Origin of the sequence: Parapontixanthobacter aurantiacus, assembly GCF_009827635.1 — a bacterium.
Classification (GTDB): domain Bacteria; phylum Pseudomonadota; class Alphaproteobacteria; order Sphingomonadales; family Sphingomonadaceae; genus Parapontixanthobacter; species Parapontixanthobacter aurantiacus.
Genome location: NZ_WTYW01000001.1, coordinates 37,602 through 54,246, shown reverse-complemented (window position 1 = coordinate 54,246; position 16,645 = coordinate 37,602). Strand labels below are relative to the sequence as shown.

General features: G+C 59.7%; 14 protein-coding genes and 1 tRNA gene. 3 read left to right on the top strand and 12 right to left on the bottom strand.

Annotated features, from left to right (window positions below; translation table 11 throughout):
• Positions 1-6 precede the first annotated feature (6 nt).
• Positions 7-624, top strand: coding sequence for a riboflavin synthase (locus GRI38_RS00255; RefSeq protein ID WP_160681043.1), 618 nt, complete (start codon positions 7-9; stop codon positions 622-624).
• On the opposite strand, the gene GRI38_RS00250 is transcribed toward GRI38_RS00255, so the two are convergent.
• Entirely contained in the window at positions 625-1,800 is a 1,176-nt protein-coding gene (locus GRI38_RS00250; protein WP_160681042.1) for an amino acid aminotransferase, read from the bottom strand.
• Between the two features lie 96 nt (positions 1,801-1,896).
• Entirely contained in the window at positions 1,897-2,694 is a 798-nt protein-coding gene (locus GRI38_RS00245; RefSeq protein ID WP_160681041.1) for a DUF1134 domain-containing protein, read from the bottom strand.
• Between the two features lie 242 nt (positions 2,695-2,936).
• On the opposite strand from GRI38_RS00245, the gene GRI38_RS00240 reads away from it, so the two are divergent.
• Positions 2,937-3,028 (top strand) — tRNA-Ser (locus GRI38_RS00240).
• Positions 3,029-3,225: 197 nt separating this feature from the next.
• Here GRI38_RS00240 and GRI38_RS00235 read toward each other — a convergent pair.
• The 4 genes from GRI38_RS00235 to uxaC all read right to left on the bottom strand — a co-directional run bounded on the left by GRI38_RS00235 (position 3,226) and on the right by uxaC (position 6,734).
• Positions 3,226-3,618: an ACT domain-containing protein gene (locus GRI38_RS00235; RefSeq protein WP_160681040.1), complete on the bottom strand. Its 393-nt coding sequence runs from the start codon at positions 3,616-3,618 to the stop codon at positions 3,226-3,228.
• Positions 3,619-3,654: 36 nt separating this feature from the next.
• Positions 3,655-3,846 (bottom strand): amidohydrolase family protein, encoded by a 192-nt coding sequence (locus GRI38_RS00230; RefSeq protein ID WP_160681039.1) that lies wholly within the window; start codon positions 3,844-3,846, stop codon positions 3,655-3,657.
• Positions 3,847-3,990: 144 nt separating this feature from the next.
• Positions 3,991-5,337, bottom strand: coding sequence for a mannitol dehydrogenase family protein (locus GRI38_RS00225; RefSeq protein ID WP_160681038.1), 1,347 nt, complete (start codon positions 5,335-5,337; stop codon positions 3,991-3,993).
• Positions 5,334-6,734: a glucuronate isomerase gene (gene uxaC, locus GRI38_RS00220; RefSeq protein WP_160681037.1), complete on the bottom strand. Its 1,401-nt coding sequence runs from the start codon at positions 6,732-6,734 to the stop codon at positions 5,334-5,336. Before uxaC ends, GRI38_RS00225 begins: the two co-directional genes overlap by 4 nt.
• Before the next feature lie 110 nt (positions 6,735-6,844).
• Between uxaC and GRI38_RS00215 the strand changes: the two genes are divergently transcribed.
• Positions 6,845-8,362: a UxaA family hydrolase gene (locus GRI38_RS00215; protein WP_160681036.1), complete on the top strand. Its 1,518-nt coding sequence runs from the start codon at positions 6,845-6,847 to the stop codon at positions 8,360-8,362.
• A gap of 3 nt (positions 8,363-8,365) precedes the next feature.
• Here GRI38_RS00215 and GRI38_RS00210 read toward each other — a convergent pair whose 3' ends face one another.
• The 6 genes from GRI38_RS00210 to GRI38_RS00185 are packed head-to-tail and all read right to left on the bottom strand — an operon-like array spanning position 8,366 to position 16,611.
• Positions 8,366-9,646: a TRAP transporter large permease gene (locus GRI38_RS00210; RefSeq protein WP_160681035.1), complete on the bottom strand. Its 1,281-nt coding sequence runs from the start codon at positions 9,644-9,646 to the stop codon at positions 8,366-8,368.
• The gene (locus GRI38_RS00205; RefSeq protein ID WP_160681034.1) at positions 9,646-10,125 is read right to left on the bottom strand and encodes a TRAP transporter small permease; all 480 of its coding nucleotides are present in this window, start codon (positions 10,123-10,125) and stop codon (positions 9,646-9,648) included. Before GRI38_RS00205 ends, GRI38_RS00210 begins: the two co-directional genes overlap by 1 nt.
• Positions 10,125-11,135, bottom strand: coding sequence for a TRAP transporter substrate-binding protein (locus GRI38_RS00200; protein ID WP_160681033.1), 1,011 nt, complete (start codon positions 11,133-11,135; stop codon positions 10,125-10,127). The genes GRI38_RS00205 and GRI38_RS00200 overlap by 1 nt, the downstream gene beginning before the upstream one ends.
• Positions 11,136-11,162: 27 nt before the next feature.
• Positions 11,163-12,776 carry a family 43 glycosylhydrolase gene (locus tag GRI38_RS00195; RefSeq protein WP_160681032.1) on the bottom strand — a complete coding sequence of 538 codons (1,614 nt, stop codon included), beginning with the start codon at positions 12,774-12,776 and terminating at the stop codon, positions 11,163-11,165.
• The gene (locus GRI38_RS00190) at positions 12,773-13,774 is read right to left on the bottom strand and encodes an alpha/beta hydrolase (RefSeq protein WP_160681031.1); all 1,002 of its coding nucleotides are present in this window, start codon (positions 13,772-13,774) and stop codon (positions 12,773-12,775) included. The genes GRI38_RS00195 and GRI38_RS00190 overlap by 4 nt, the downstream gene beginning before the upstream one ends.
• A gap of 29 nt (positions 13,775-13,803) precedes the next feature.
• Positions 13,804-16,611 (bottom strand): TonB-dependent receptor, encoded by a 2,808-nt coding sequence (locus GRI38_RS00185; RefSeq protein WP_160681030.1) that lies wholly within the window; start codon positions 16,609-16,611, stop codon positions 13,804-13,806.
• Positions 16,612-16,645: the final 34 nt, after the last annotated feature.

The window sequence follows — 16,645 nt, the reverse complement described above, 5'->3', positions numbered from 1 at the left end:
CCGCCCATGTTCACCGGTATCGTCACTGCCATCGGAAAAGTCCTGTCGAACGAAGCACGTGGCGACACGCGCTTGCGCATCGCTGCGCCTTGGGATCCGGCAAGGATCGACATCGGCGCATCGATTGCGTGCTCCGGTGTCTGCCTGACCGTGGTCGAGCGTGGCGGAGAACCCGGCAATGCTTGGTTTGCCGTCGATGTCTCCGACGAAACGCGTGCGCATACGGTTGCAAGCAACTGGGAAGAAGGCGCCCCGATCAACCTCGAACCCGCTCTCAAGATGGGCGATGAACTCGGCGGGCACATCGTGACGGGTCACGTCGATGCTACGGGGTCTATCATCTCGAAAACTGGTGTCGGAGATTCGACGCGGTTCGTCATCGAAGCGCCGCAGCAGCTCGCCGCCTTCATCGCGCCGAAGGGTTCGATTACCGTAGATGGGGTGTCACTGACCGTGAACGACGTCGAGGACAGGGCGGACGGCAGCGTGCATTTCATGCTCAACATCATCCCGCATACGGGCGCAGTGACGACGCTCGGCAGGCTCGATCAGGGCGATAGCGTCAATCTCGAGATCGACATGATGGCCCGCTACCTTAAGCGAATGCAGGCGCTCGCTAACTGATCAGGACGCGACGTCGGCCAGAGCGCCGATGAACTTGTCGATATTGCCTCGGGTCAGTCCCGCCACGTTGATGCGGCCCGACCCGGCCATGTAGATGCCGTGCTCGCTGCGCAACCGCGCGATTTGGTCCTTGTCGAGTGGCAGGACCGAGAACAGGCCATTCTGTTCGCCGAGCGGCGCAAGATCGAGCGATCCGACCTCACCTGCGTCCGCGAGTATCCCGCGCACTTCGCGCATTCTCTCCCGCATCTCCTCGACTTCGGCCAGCCAGTCCTTCGATAGTTCCGGGTCGGACAGGATCTCGCGCACCGCCGCAGCACCGTGATCGGGCGGCATCGACCAGCTTGCGCGGGCCAGCGCATTGAGGTTGGACATCACGGTATCAAGCTGTGCGCTCTCTTTCGCCATGACGTAGAGCGCACCGACGCGATCGCGATACATTCCGAAATTCTTGTCGCAACTATAGGCGATCATCGCTTCCTCAACCTTGTCGAGGACCCGGCGCAGGCCGTAGGCATCTTCTTCCATGCCACGCCCCAGCCCCTGATAGGCCGAATCGATTATCGGAAAGACTTCGCTGCGCGATAATGCGTCCGCAATGCGGTCCCATTCATCGTTCGTGTAATCGATGCCGGTCGGATTGTGGCAGCAGGCATGCAGCAGGATCGCTTCCTTCGCCGTCGCCTTTGCGATCACTTCCAGCACTGCCTCGATATCCGCCGTGCCGTCGTCGCGCGCATGGGAGAACGTCCTCGTCTCCATTCCGATATCGGCAAGGATCTGCGCGTGGTTCGGCCAACTCGGGATGCCAAGATGCACTGCCTCGACGCCGCCACGCTGGGCGAGAGCGACAGCGAGCCGGACGGCACCCGTCCCGCCGGGTGTCTGCATCCCTTCGATGCGCTCACCATAGACGGCATCGTCACCGAAAACATAGGGCATGAGCGCGTGCACGAAGCCCATGTCACCCTCGGGACCGAGATAGGACTTGCTGCTCTGTTTCTCGACCAGCCTTCGCTCGGCAGCCTTGATCGCGCGAAAGACCGGCGTGTCGCCATCCTTCGTGCGGTAGACCCCTACGCCGAGGTCGATCTTGTCGCTTCGCTCGTCGGCGGCGTGCAGTTTGATGAGCGCCAGAAGGGCGTCGGGCGATTGAGGTTCAAGGCGGTCGAGCATGGCGCGATGCAATGGCGCGGCTCCTCGGCCCCTGCAAGAGGCAAACCGCCGATTATCCGGCAATCAATTCTTTAAGGTCGGCAGGGTCCGATTGGCTCAGAAAGGCAGCCAGCGCTGCTTCTTCGAGAACTTCATGTAGCCGGCATTGACGCCGAGCCGCAGACCCGCGCCGACGCGGATCGGGATCAGAACGACGTCACCCTTGCGCAGGTAGCTCGCCGTCATTCCGCCCACGACATAGGCCTGTCCCTCACCCGCCGGATAGCGTTCGTAGAGTTCTTCCGTATCGTAGAGATTATAGACGAGCACGAAGGTGTTGCCCGCATTCGCGCCCGCATCGAACCCGATCGAAGGGCCGGTCCAGTAGACGGGCATCTTGCCCTCAACCTTGTGGAAGAGCGTGCCCGATCCATAGCGAGCGCCCACGATGAACGCCCCGCCCGCCTCGCGGCCGACGATGTAGCCGTTCGGTTCGCCCTGCTTTTCAAGCAGATCCTCGATCAGCCGGGCCAGACCTTCGGCACCCTTGCCGAAAACGCCTTCGGCTGCACCGATCAGGTCGTCCTCCTTGTAGGTGACCGAAGCATTTTCGGGCGCGGGAACGGTGGCCGCGGGCGCTGCGGGGTCACCGGTATAATCTTGCGCCGGGGGAACGGTTTGCTGCGGCTCGGCCTGTTCGGGATAGGACCAGGTGTTTTCGATCGGATCGCTCTCGTAAGCGGGCGGTATTTCCTGCGCAGGCTGGTCGAGGTCGGCATCGATGCCGTTATCGGGATCGATCGTCTCGATCGACTGGGCATGCGCCGCCATTGCTGACAGCGGCGTCAGCGCGAGCCCTACAGCCGCGAGCGTTCCTCGTGCCCAATAGCGAACTTTACCCAATGATCCGCTCATGGCGGTCGCTCCCTTTCAAAACTTTTCGATGACCCACGGTCCATGCAGATTCCTAATTAGTCCCTCGGGCAATGAAGCGGCGATGAACCGAATCTATTTCGCGGCGAACGGATGAGTGCAGGACTTTGACACCCTTGGGAAAGGATGGTCGAAGAGAGTCCTTGCGGGCCGCCAACGCGATGGTTATAGCGCGCCCTTCCGAGTTCGGCAGCGTTCGCGACAGACGAAGCGGCATTTCGTGCGGAGACGTGGGTGAGTGGCTGAAACCAGTTCCCTGCTAAGGAACCATACTCTTTAACGGGTATCGAGGGTTCGAATCCCTCCGTCTCCGCCACCTTACTGCTCCGACGGCCTCCGATACGATTATATCGGCTCGCCTATTCGGATCGGTGTCGTTCCCAAACCGGTCGAACATTATCGCTCCCGCTACATATTGATGTTTCGTGACGCCATCACTGAACGAATGGATTGCGGCGGCAAGCCAGAGCTGAACAACCCAGACGCCACCGCGACACCGTAGGCCTTCGAGACTCAGTCCCTGCCCCAGTCTTTCGCGAGCTGTTCAAGTCGCTCGACCGCCTCTTCAGCTGCGCAGGCAGGAACAAAGATATGGTCGTGCCGTGAGGCTGCGATAACGTTGCAAGCAATGCCGCAGCGAGCGAGTTCGGTGCTGACAGCGGCGGTCAGACCGACCCCTTCGAGGTCGGAATGGACGCTGAGTATAATTCGCGCAAACTCGACCAGTTCTTTGGTGTCAATTCCGAGTTTGCCAGCCCCGACGATCGGTAGAACCAGTGTGGTCGCCTCGTCTTCCCTGATTACCGCGAAAGCTTGGTCAAAGGCGCGAGTGAGCAGCCGATCATCTTTCGTCTCCGCGAACACGTAGTGGGTGCGCGAGAGCACCGGAGCCATCTCCGCGATCATCCGCCGGGTATCGCCTACTGGCACAACCGCGTCGTCCTATTTGATCCGGCGGCCTGCCTTGATGACCGCATCGACATCCGCAAGTTCGCCGACATCGCTCAAAGGATCGCCTTCGACCGCGATAAGATCACCCCATGCTCCGGGCGCGATGACGCCGACCTCTCCCGACTGACCAAGCGCGTCGGCAGCGTTACGGGTCGCAGCCTGGATTGCCTGCAACGGCGTCATTCTTTTGTCTGACAATTTAGTCAACAGGAATCGCTATTCCGCGTCTGCTGAGATGATTCAGACATTTGATACCGGCCTGATATGGTAATCTATCGGATCTTGATCCCACCAAAGCGGCGCATCTCATCCGACGTGAACTGAAACTCAAGCTTTTGATACGAGCTCGCTATATCCGTGCCAGAGGGCAGGTCGTTCGTCACTGCCGAAAAAGCAGCGCGCGATGACGCTGCTGCGGCCTTCCGCCTGCATCAATCGCGTTAGTTCTTCACCGTGAGGATCGTCGACATATCGTCCGTCCTCCAGATGCCAGAGCCAGCAATCGAGTGCTGCCGGGAAGAATTTCGGTTCCTTGCCAGTTCGGACGTATTGAAGAGCCGTATCGAGCCATCTTTGCGGTAGTTTTTGCGAGCCGTCCATGGCGATCTGGCTCAGACGGTGACGAATGGAGGGTTCGGCAAAGCGTGCGATCAAGTCCTGCCGATATTGCGCCAGATCGAGCCCTGATGGCGCATCGACGGTGGATGCCGCCTCTTCCATGAGGCGTTCTGTCTGCTCTCTTAATGCAGGGTCCCGAATAGCCTCGTGAACGAATTCGTGGCCTTCGCGAAGTCCTGCATAGGCGAGGAAAGAGTGAGCGCCGTTCAAGATGCGCAGCTTTGCCATCTCGTAGGGCTGCACGTCTTCGACGAGTTGCGCTCCGACTGAGTCCCAAGCTGGCCGACCGTTCGCAAACTCATCCTCGATGACCCACTGGCTAAAGGGCTCGGTAAATACTGCGCTCAAATCCTCCATTCCCATCGTGTCGGCCAGCGTCGAAACATCAGCGGGCGAGGTGCGGGGAACGATCCGATCGACCATGGTCGAAGGAACCGTGCACTTCCTTTCGAACCAGTCCTCGAGTTCGGGGCATTCGGTCCTTATCCATTCGCGCACCAACGACGAAAGAAGGGCGCCGTTATCGGCCAGATTATCACAGGAGAGAAGCGTCACCCCCGGCAGATCGCTGTCCATCCGGCGCTTCAAGCCCCTTGCAAGGCTTGAATAGAAACTTTGACGGGCGAGTTCGATGTCCAAACTTCCATCGAAGGCGCGGGCATATCCTTTCTCGGTCACGGTGAAGCTGACGATGCGGCACGCAGGGGCAGCAATCCGGTCCACTACCGCGTCAGCCTCATCCGGCGCGAAAAGGACTTCGCGAACGGAACCAATCACCCTCGTGATGCTAGTCGAACCCGTACGAGCGGTCAGCGTGTACAAGCCGTCCTGCGGATTGAGGCTGTTTGCGACCTCCTTAGACCTCATAGACACGCCGCAAATCATCCAGTCGCAATCGCCCCGGTCCATCGCCAGATCGGTATACCAGGCTTGATGTGCGCGATGAAAGGCGCCGATGCCGTAATGCACGATGCCGACCTCCTGCTCGGCCCGGTCGTAGGCGAACCGGTCAATCTCGGCGGGCAGCGCGGCGAGCGTTTCGCTCGAAAGCCTCACAAGCGGTACGCCTTCTTCGCCAGGCCATAGGCAAGCTCTCTCGCGACTTCGAAAGCTTCGTCTTCCTCCAGTCGATGTTCGGCGACGAGTTGCGCAAGAAATCCGCAATCGATCCGCCGGGCGACGTCGTGCCGCGCCGGAATGGAAAGAAACGCACGCGTGTCGTCATTGAAGCCGACCGTATTGTAGAAGCCTGCGGTCTCCGTCGTCATGCTGCGGAACCGGCGCATCCCCTCCGGACTGTCGTGAAACCACCATGCCGGACCGAGCTTCAGACAAGGATAATGCCCGGCAAGCGGTGCCAATTCGCGGGCGTAGCTGCTTTCGTCCAGCGTAAACAGGATGATCGACAGGTCGGCCTCGTTTCCGAACCTGTCCAGCAGCGGCTGGAGGGCGTGGACATAGTCCGTCCGCATCGGAATATCCGCACCCTTGTCCCGTCCGAAACGCTCGAACAACTGCCGGTTGTGATTGCGAAAACTGCCTGGATGGATCTGCATCACGAGCCCGTCGTCGAGGCTCATGGCAGCCATTTCCGTCAGCATCTGGGCGCGGAAAAGCTCGGCATCTTCGGCGGATCCTGCGCCGTTGCGGACCTTGTCGAACAGTTTCTCTGCTTCTGAAAACGTCAAGTTCGCGGTCGCGGCTGTCGGATGACCATGATCCGTCGACGTCGCTCCTACTTCCTTGAAAAAGGCCCGACGTTTGCGGTGCGCAGCTAGATATCCCGCCCAAGTCGCAGTATCTTCGCCAGTCAACTCACTGAATTTCTTGAGGTTATTCGCAAAGCCCTCAAAGTCCGGATCGACCACCGGATCGGGTCGATAGGCGGTAATGACGCGGCCGTCCCAGTCGCTCTCATTGATGTCTAGATGGTGCTCAAGAGTGTCGAGCGGGCTTTCCGTGGTGGCGAGCACCTCGATACCGTAGCGTTCGAACAAGGTCCGTGGGCGATAGGCATCGGTCTGCAGGGCATCGGTAATCGTGTCGTAGTAAAAGTCCGCCGTTTCTCCGTCCAACCGAACGTCGATGCCGAACACTTCGCTGAAAACCCAGTCCAGCCAGATGCGCGAAGGTGTCGCGCGAAAGAGATGGTAGTTCTCGGCCAGTATCCGCCATGCCGCTCGCGGATCGGCATCATGCCCCCCGATCCCAAGGTCCTCCAAGGCGATCCCTTGCGAATAGAGCATCCGGAACAGGTAGTGATCGGGTTGCAGCAGCAACTCGGTCGCATTGCCGAACGGCTCGTTCCTAGCGAACCACGAAGGATCGGTATGGCCGTGCGGGCTGATGATCGGCAGGTCGGCGATTTCGGCATAAAGCGCGCGGGCGATGTCGCGAACCTTCGGCTGCGAAGGAAACAGGCGGTCTTCATGCAATTTTAGCGGCTTCGTCATCGTGCTTCTCCGTCGCACTGGCTTTTCGTCAGCTTTCGGCCTATGGTAACCGGTGTCAATTCATTGAGACCCTTTGCCGACCAAATCAACCCCTGTCCCGAACGAGCAAGATGAACGCACTCGCCCAACACCGCAATACTGAGAGCCTGCCGGCCATATGGAGCTCGCATCCCCGCGACACCGTAGCCGTCGCGATGCACGACCTCGAAGAGAACGAAGAAATCTCGGTTCGCGGAAAGTCGCTGAGAACGCTCGAACCAATTCCCGCAGGTCACAAGATCGCCTTGAGCGATCACCCGGCCGGACAAGCTGTCCTGCGCTATGGAGAACGGATCGGGCTCGCCAAGCAGGACATTCTCACCGGCCAGCACGTTCATTCACACAACCTTGCGACTGCTCTCGTGGGAGAAGTCGATTACGGTAATTACGAGCACAGCGGAACGGGATCGCACGTCGCCCCGCTCGACACGTGGCAGGGTTACGCTCGTTCGGACGGCAGGTTCGCTACGCGGAACGAAATCTGGTTGTTGCCCACGGTCGGGTGCGTCGCGCCACTCGTCGAGATGGTTGGCCGGGAAGCCAACGCACTTCACGCTGAGGAAGTCGATGCGGTCATCGGGTTCGGCCATCCGCACGGCTGTTCGCAACTTGGAGACGATCTCGAAGGAACTCGCAACATACTGGCTGCCTTGTGCGACAACCCCAATGCCGGCGGCGTCGTGCTGGTGGGCCTCGGCTGCGAGAGCAACCAGCTCGATGCACTAATCGACCGCGTCCCCCAGCGAAGCCGCGCGAAATTGCGGACCATGCTGGCGCAGGACCCCGGCGACGAACGCGAAAGATTGCTTGGAATTATTCGCGAACTTGCCGGAGAACTGGCCAAATCGCGCCGTGAGGAAGCACCCGCCAGCGCGCTGACAGTAGGTCTCAAATGCGGGGGATCGGACGCTCTTTCCGGGCTGACGGCAAATCCGCTTTTGGGGCGGTTCAGCGACCGGTTGGGCGCAAGCGGAGGCAAACTCGTTCTTACAGAGATCCCGGAAATATTCGGGGCGGAGAATGCGCTGTTCGCCCGTGCCGCAGACGCAGGCGTTCATTCCGAGGCAAGTGAACTTCTCAATCGTTTCAAACGGTATTTCATCGAACAGGGTCAGCCGGTGTCGGAAAACCCTTCGCCCGGAAATATTGCGGGCGGGATAACGACTTTGGAGGAGAAGTCGCTCGGCGCCGTACAGAAGGGCGGCAGCGTTCCGCTAGTCGATGTCATCGATTATGGCGGTCAGGCATCGGAACCCGGCCTGACGCTGCTTGAAGCACCCGGCAACGACGCTGTTTCCTCTACCGCGCTCGCTGCCGCAGGTGCGACGCTGATCCTGTTCACCACCGGTCGCGGAACCCCGCTGGGATTTCCCGTGCCCACCGTCAAGGTCGCGTCCAATTCACGCCTCGCACGAGAAAAAACGAGCTGGATCGATTTCGATGCCAGTCGCGTCCTGAACGAAAGCGACAACAGCACAGTGGACGATTTCTCGCGCTATCTACTCGACGTGGCGAGCGGGCAGCAGACGACCGCTGAACGATCGGGGCAGCGGGTCATCTCCATCTGGAAACGCGGCGTCACGCTTTAGCTGTTACGACCACATTGTCGGCAGCCACAAGGACAGCGCCGGGACGTAGGTCGTCAACAGCAGTGCGGCCAGCAATGTCAGGTAAAACGGCCAGATCGTCCGAACGAGCGTGGTGACGGGTATCTTCCCGACGGCGGACCCCACGAACAGGACCGAACCGACTGGCGGCGTGACCAAACCGATGCCGAGATTGAGCATCATGATGATGCCGAAATGCACCGGATCTACCCCCACTCCCATCGCAACCGGAAGAAAGATGGGCGTGGTAATTACGATTAGCGGCGCCATGTCCATAAAGGTGCCGAGCGCCAGCAACATCAGGTTTATGATCAGCAGGGTGAGAATGGGATTGTCGGTGATGATGCCGATCAGGGCTGCCAGCGCCGCCGGGACTTCCAGCAGAGCCAGCGCAAACCCGAACGCGGTGGCTGCCGCGATGATGAACAGCACCATCGAGGCCGTGCGCACCGACTTTGCCGCCGCCTCCCAGGTGCCTTTCCATCCGAGGCTGCGATAAACGAGAGTTCCTACGAGCATCGTATAGATGACGGCGACGGCCGAACTTTCCGTCGGTGTGAAAAAGCCGCTGAGAATGCCGCCCATGATGATGACGGCGGTCATCAATCCGGGGATCGCGAACGCGGCTGCGCGGATGAATTCGCGCCAGCCCGGGAAATAGCCCGTCGGCAAACCGCGCTTCTTTGCGACCAGCCAGGCGACGAGCATCAGCATCAGGCCAGTCAGCAAACCCGGAATGACGCCTGCAAGGAAAAGGTCGCCGATGGATACTCCGATCCCAGATGCCGCCGAATAGATGATCATGTTGTGCGAGGGAGGGATGAGCAACCCGACGATGGCCGCAGTGACCGTCACATTCACCGCATAATCGCCCGGATAGCCCTTGTCCTTCATGAGCGGAACCATGCTCGACCCGATCGCAGAGGCGCTGGCGATGGCAGAACCGGAAACCGCTCCGAACATCATCGAAGCCCCCACATTCACGATTCCCAGTCCGCCGGTCACCCTGCCGATTGCGGCGTCCGCGACTCGAACGAGCCGGTCGGCGATCCCCGCCCGGTACATGAGGTCGCCCGCGAAGATGAAGAACGGGATTGCCATGAGCGTGAAAACGCTGATGCCGGCGGCCACGCGCTGTACCGCCACGATCGGTGGAATGCCCATGGTCGCGAAACAGGCAAGCGATGCGGCGAGCAGGGAAAAAGCGACCGGTACACCGATGACCAGCAGCAGGAAGAGCACTCCAAAGAGGACCAACAGTTCCATCAGGTTGTCCTCGTATCTTCGTGAGAGGCTTGGGGCGGACGCCCGGTCGATATCTGCGGAAGGGCAAAGATTGCCATGAGAAGACCGGAAATCGGCAGGGGTATGTAAGCGATGGAGCGACTGACGCCGAGCGAAGGAACGACATTGCCCCGCACTGCCCAGCACAGCTGCGCCCCGTAAACGAGCAATACCAGTCCCACCAACGCTACTATGACGGCCACAAGACGGAGCAGTGGTCGGGCGCGTTCGCCGAACTTTTCTTCGATCAGCGCAATCCTGATGTGAAAGCCTTCGTAAACGCCGGCCGCGGCTGCGAACATCACGTACCAGATCATCAGTATGAGTGATGCCTGCTCGGTCCATGACGGGCTCGAATTAAGCACGAACCGGCCAAAGACCTGCCATCCGATGATGACCGTCATGGCAAGCAGGCCGAGCGAGCCAAATGCGATCAGCCAGCGGGAAATTTTCGCGGCCATCAGGCGCTTTCTCCCATTGCGAGTATCCTTCGCACTATCGATTGTTGAGCGGGCGTCTCGATGAACTGATCCCAGACCGGTCGCATGAGTGCAGCAAATGGGGTCTTGTCGACTTCGTTCACCAACACGCTGGAGGAAGCGACAGCTTGCCGCGCTTCCGCAACGCGCTGGTCCCACAGGCGTCGCATCTCGACGACCGATGCCTTCGCCGCCTCCCGGACCAGCAGGCGATCTTCCGGCGACAGTCCTTCATAACTCGATTTGCTCATTACGAGCATTTCCGGCGTTAGCAGATGTTCGGTCAGGCTCAGATAGTCTGCCACCTCGTAATGCCGCTCTCCGACGAAGGTCGGCCAATTGTTTTCTGCACCGTCGATGACGCCCTGAGCGAGCGACTGGTAAATCTCGCCGAAGGGGATCGGTACCGCGTTGGCGCCGAGAGCATTGACCATCGCGATATAGAGGTCCGACGCGGGAACCCTGATCTTCAGCCCTTCCATGTCGGCCGGCGTCCTGATTGCTCGCTGGGCGTTGTAGAAGTTGCGCGCGCCGGAATCGTAAATCGCGAGACCTATGAGGTCGTGCGGCTCCATGGCCGCGAGCACTTCGTCGCCCACTTCGCTGTCGACGACGCGCCGCATGTGACCGACCGAATCGAATACGAATGGCAACGAAAACGGGATCGTCATCGGCTCGACCGAGTTGAGCGGAGCGAAATTGACCCGGTTGAAGTCGATGCCGCCGAAACTCGTTATCTCGAGCGTGTCGGTTTCGCTTCCCAGTTGTCCCCCGGCGAAGACCTTTATGCCGAGCCTGCCTCCGGTCTGCTGCGCCAGATATTCGCCCATGAATTCCACGGCGCGAACGGTGGGATAGTCGCCCGGATGCGCGTCCGCCCCCGTCAGCAAGCCCGACATGACGGGCTCGCAACCCGGCAACAGGCTCGCAGCTCCGAGCGCCGCACTCGCGGAAAGAAACGCCCGCCGGGACAGCAAAGACTTCGTCTTCATGGAGTGCATTCGGCTTCAGCCCTCATTCTAGTCATCGAGAGCCATATAGGTGAAGTTGCGAAACTTCGCCGATCCCGGACCGGCAGCATACAGCCCGGGTCGTAACATGAGGAAATCCCCGCGCACATTGTGATGATAGCCCGAGACCTCCATTCCGCGGTCGAACCGTGTCCAGCTACGCCCTCCGTCCCCGCTCGTATCGTAGACGACGATATGGCGCCTGTTCGTTACCCGCATGCGCATCCTGCCGCCATGCGGATTAGCCGGACGTGCGCGTTCCCTGCCGTACTGATGCGTAACGAAGCGATCCTCGTCAAAGCCTAGCCCGCAATATAGCTTGTCGTCGTAGAACAGGATCAGCCCCGCCCGCCCGCCCGGCGCGATCTCGATGTCGCATTCGAACCGGTAGGAGCGATCACCCGCCGTCAGCAAGAGCGGCGAGCCGCTCGACGGGGCATCTCCCTTTCCTGCAAATTCAAGGACGCCCCCGCCGCTACGAACACGATCGGCTTCGTCGTCTGCCGGCTTGAAGAAAGCCCACTTGCTACCGAGCTCCAGCGGGGCAGTGAAATCGTCGGTCAACGCCATTCCGTGCGGGACTGGGGCACCCCCCGCGGGCTTGCGGATGGGCCGCGACAGGTCGCCGCCCGTCATGTGGAACCAGCCATCGGCAGTGAATTCGACCGGATCCAGAAGGCACTGGCGCCCCAGCGTCCAATATCCGTTTTCATAGCCGTGATAGAACGACCACCAGCTGTCGTCTGGTGCCTGAACCAGCGAGGCATGTCCCCGCGACCACCAGGCTTCGTCGATGCTCGTCGTACGCACCAGAGGATTGTCGGGGTGATGTTCCCATGGACCATGAAGCGACTTCGACCGAGCCGCGATCACCATGTGTCCGGTAGGCGGTCCAGCTGTCCCGCCGACAGCCGTGATCATGTAGTACCAGTCGTTCACCCGGTGTATCTTCGGACCTTCGGGCGAAAAGCCTTCGACGATCCAGTCCGAAGGATAGCGCCACGGGTCGTAAACGTGCTCGACATCGCCGGCGAGCGACAGATTGTCGTCGGAAAGCCGCACGCGATCACCGCCTGACAGGAACAGCCACCTGCTGCCGTCCTCCGCCACCGCATGGCACGGGTCGATGTGGTTTGGCAAACCGAGCGAGATCGGCTCGCTCCACGGCCCACGAATGTCGTCCGCCCACGCGACGAAGATGTCATTGGGCTGTGCCTTCACCGGTATGTAGAGGAGATAACGACCCTTGTCCTTGTGCAGGCTCGGCGCCCAGACCGCTCCGATGTTCTTCGTCAAGGCAGCGTCGAGCGGTTGCCAGTTCACCAGATCGCGCGAATGCCAGATCGTGAGACCCGGGTAAGCATCGAACGTAGAGAAGGTCATGAAATAGTCTTCGCCATCCTTCAGGATGGCAGGGTCGGGCCGATCGCCCGAGACTATCGGATTGAGAAATGTTCCGTCGCCCTGATCGGGAATACGCTGATTGTCGAACCCCCTGCGATAGGTCCTCGCCTGCGACGGTTCGACACGTTCTCCGACGGAACTTACCGTCATCGGAGCAGCGCAGGATGTCAGACCCAACGCCCCCGCTCCCGTCAGTATTTCCCGGCGACGCATGGTCATACAAATCCCCTGCTGCGCGCCCAGCCGAGCCATAACTCAGGCCAAACTTCGACCGGTTTGCCTACGGCCCTACGCAGGCCGAACCCGTGGCCGCCGGTTTCGAACAGATGGGTCTCGACCGGAATACCCTGCGCCTTGAGGGCTGCCCGAAAGAGCAGCGCATTTTCGACCGGAACGACATCGTCGTCCTCCGCGTGGAGCAGAAACACCGGCGGAGCGTCTCTCGGGACGTTTCTATCTGGTGAATGGGCGAGTTCCTGTTCCCGCGATGGCACGTCACCGAGCAAGCGCGTGCGCGAACCGGCATGAGCGACCGCCGGATCCATGCTGATGACCGGGTAGATCGGTGCAGCGCATAGGGGACGAGCCGAAAGACCATCCGCCTCGTCTATCGGTCGATAGGTCGACACGGCGAAACGCGTGGCGAGATCGGCGCATAAATGGCCGCCGGCGGAAAACCCCATCGCCGCGATCTTCTCCGGATCGATGCTGAAGCTACCTGCGCGGTGCCGAATCACGCGCATCGCCCGCTGTGCATCGGAAAGAGCGACATCCGGTCCGGCAGCCCAACCGTCGTAAGGAAGGCGGTAGAAGAGGACGAAAGCGGTAATGCCGCGCGCCGCAAGCCAGCGGCCCATCTCGTAGCCTTCCTTGTCGACCACGACATGATTGTATCCGCCGCCCGGCATCAGCAGTACCGCTGCCCCGTTCGCCCGGTCGGGTCGGAAAACCATGAGCCGCGGCACGGTAATGCCAAGGACGGCGCGGTCCGAAATGCCGGAAGCTTGCGATCGTTCTGTCGTCTCTTCGACCGGCAGCGCACTTGGCATGCCCGGTGCGCCGGACGGCCACAGGTCGATCGTTGCCGATGGATCAGCAAACGCGCCTGCGAATGGTTCGCTGGCTGAAGGCGGCGCTGTCTGGGCCGCCAGTTTCCCCGACAGAAGCGCGGGAAAAGCAAGGCCCGCGCACAGGAGCGATCGGCGATCACTTCTCATGCGCGGGCCCTTCATTTTACAACCTTACCTTAGTATTCAAAGCGAACGCCAGCCATGATGATGCGCCCGAAGTGGTTGTTCTCGTAGTTGCGGCGAGCCACATCGTCGGTCCAGCGATAGCGATAATCGTCGGTCAGATTATTGCCGTCGAGCGTGAGTTCGAGGGTATCGGTAATCTTGTAGCGGACCGCCGCATCAAGATTGAAAGAGGAATCGAAACCTTCGAGGAAATTGCCGTTTCCGCTGTTTCCGGTGTTGTAGTCGCTACGATAAGCGCCGGAGACACGAACCGACAGGCGACCATTGTCGTAATAAGCCGTTCCGTTGGCGGAGTATTTGGACACGCCGGGGAACGTGGTCTCGAATATTTCACCCTGGAATTCGACGTCCTGATTACTGTCGACGTAGGTGACGTTACCCAGAACGCCGAAATCGGAAAAGGCCCCATCTGAGAATACCGAAAAGGGAAGGTGCATGCCGAGTTCCAGCCCCTTGATGATTGCACCTTCGCCATTCGTGGTCGTACGGAACTCGAATTCGCGGGTTGGATTGGTGCCATTTACGACAGCATCATATGCTGGTGTCCCGGAAGTAAGTAGCGAGGTTGGAAGGCCGCTTTGGGCGTAGGTAACCTGCAGGGAGTTGCCGACCGGGAAGCTTTCGATGTCCTTCACGAAACCGGCGAGGGACAGGATCGCGCCGGGCGCGAAATACCATTCCGCGGAAACATCATAGTTCCACGCCCGATAGGGGTCGATGAACGGGTTGCCGGTTGAAATCCGGAAGTTGAACTGGTCGACCGAACCGCCCGGCGTGAGCGAACCGAGCGAAGGACGGGTTATGACCTGTGCAACCGCGCCTCGCAGAATGAAGTTGTCAGTCGGAAAGACATTGATGTTCACTGCTGGAAGGAAGTCGTCATAGGTCCGTTCGACGGTTACGAACTGACCGTTGTTGAAACCTTGGGAAGACTGATCCGTGTGAGCGTAACGCACACCGAAGTTACCCGTGATCCGGAGCCCTTCGTCAATTTCGAAATCCGTCTGGAAATACGCGCCCTTGGTTTTCTCCTGGACCGATCGTTCATCGCCCTGTTGAAGGACGGCAGGCCGGTTGTAGAGGTCGAGAAATGCGACGGCCGCATCGAGATCGGGTACGATCCACGAATTGGTGTTGCCAGCCGGCTGGCCTGCCTCGCCAAGTTGGAACAACTCGGCCAGATCCTGCGTCACAGGAGCGCCATAAGTCCCTGCTGCGCAGGAGAAGGCCGAGCAATAGACGCTGTCGCGACGAGCACCGGTCGTGAAGTAGTCGAATTGCCGATAAAACGGCCCTGCCGACAACGTCAGACCGGAGACCGGCTCCCATTCAAGATCAAGAGATACGGTCTTGAACTTGTTCTCAACGGAACTCGGGCGGTCGCGGAACTCGGCCAGTTGAAAGTTGGCCGGGTTGGTCACATCAGTGCCGAATACCAGCAGCGGGAAGCGCATGTCGGAATAGTCGTAGCTGTAAACCCCGTCGCGATCATCGAAGATTATAGTGGTTTCGACGGGTATCTGCGCATCCGACTTCGAGAACCCGCCGAACAAAGTGGCAGCGAACTGGTCGCCGAAGCGCTGCTCGAGCTGTCCCGATACCTGATAGAAGTCGGTTTCGGATTCGCGATGATAACGCTCGTTGCGGATCCAGGCGTTAGTCAAATCGCCCGAAATGACGTTGTTGTCCCCATCGATCGTATAGTTGGTTAGGTCGATGCTGCTTTCGTTGGAACGGATCAGCACTTCACCCCAGTACTCGTCACGATCTTCCTTGAAATTTGAGTAGAGTGCGTTGATTTCGATGTCCGTGCTGTCACTCGGGCGGAACTCGATGGCACCGGTGGCGCCCAGACGCTCGCGATCGTGATTGACGAGACCGTAGCGCGGAATGCGCGGATGGAATGCATCCGCCACTTCATTGCAACCAGCGTCGGTTGGATTTGCGCGGCAATTCACACCATCGACGGTTCTAAAAATGTTGGTGAATGAATACGAACCATCCGGCCTTTGCGTAATTGAACCATCGGTCCAACGAACCGTATTGTTGCCCAGTTCAGGCGTTTCATACTTCGTCCAGGCGGCCGAAGCGGAAACTCCGAAGGTCTCGTCGGCGTTATTCCATGCCAACAGGCCCGCGAGACGCGGCGACAAATCGTCGTTCAGGTCGTTGTATCGCGCCTGAGCCGAACCTACGAACTTGAGTCCGGCACCATAAGCCAACGGATTGCCGGTATTCAGATCGATGACGGCACCCAACGAACCTTCGTCAAGAGAGGCGGAAGCCGTCTTGTTGACGACAATCGAGTTGAAAAGCTCGGAAGCGAAAATGTTGAAATCGAAAGCGCGGTCACGATTGAACGATGCGCCGTCGACCGAAGTTGCGATCGTCTCCATTCCGTTGACACGAACCCGGGTAAATTGCGCGCCCAGCCCGCGAACGGTGATCTGACGGCCTTCGCCGGCATCGCGTTCGATTGCGACGCCGGGGATCCGTTGAAGCGATTCGGCAAGGTTTGTATCGGGGAACTTGGCGATGTCTTCGGCCACGATGACGTCTACCTGGCCGACCGCCTCGCGCTTCGCCGAAATTGCAGCGTTCAGCGATTCCCGAAAGCCCGAAACCACGATGACATTGTCGTCTTCCGTAATTTCGGCCGATGACTGCGACGCAGCATCGCTGACCTCGTCGTCGTCGAGCGTACCGGCATCTTGCGCAAAGACAGGGCTCGAAAACGCGAGCGCGCTGCCAGCTAGCAATATCGCCTTGGCGCTTCGCTTGGAAACCAAAAACTTCATAGTATCCTCCTCCAATGGCACCGGTGTCTTTTTG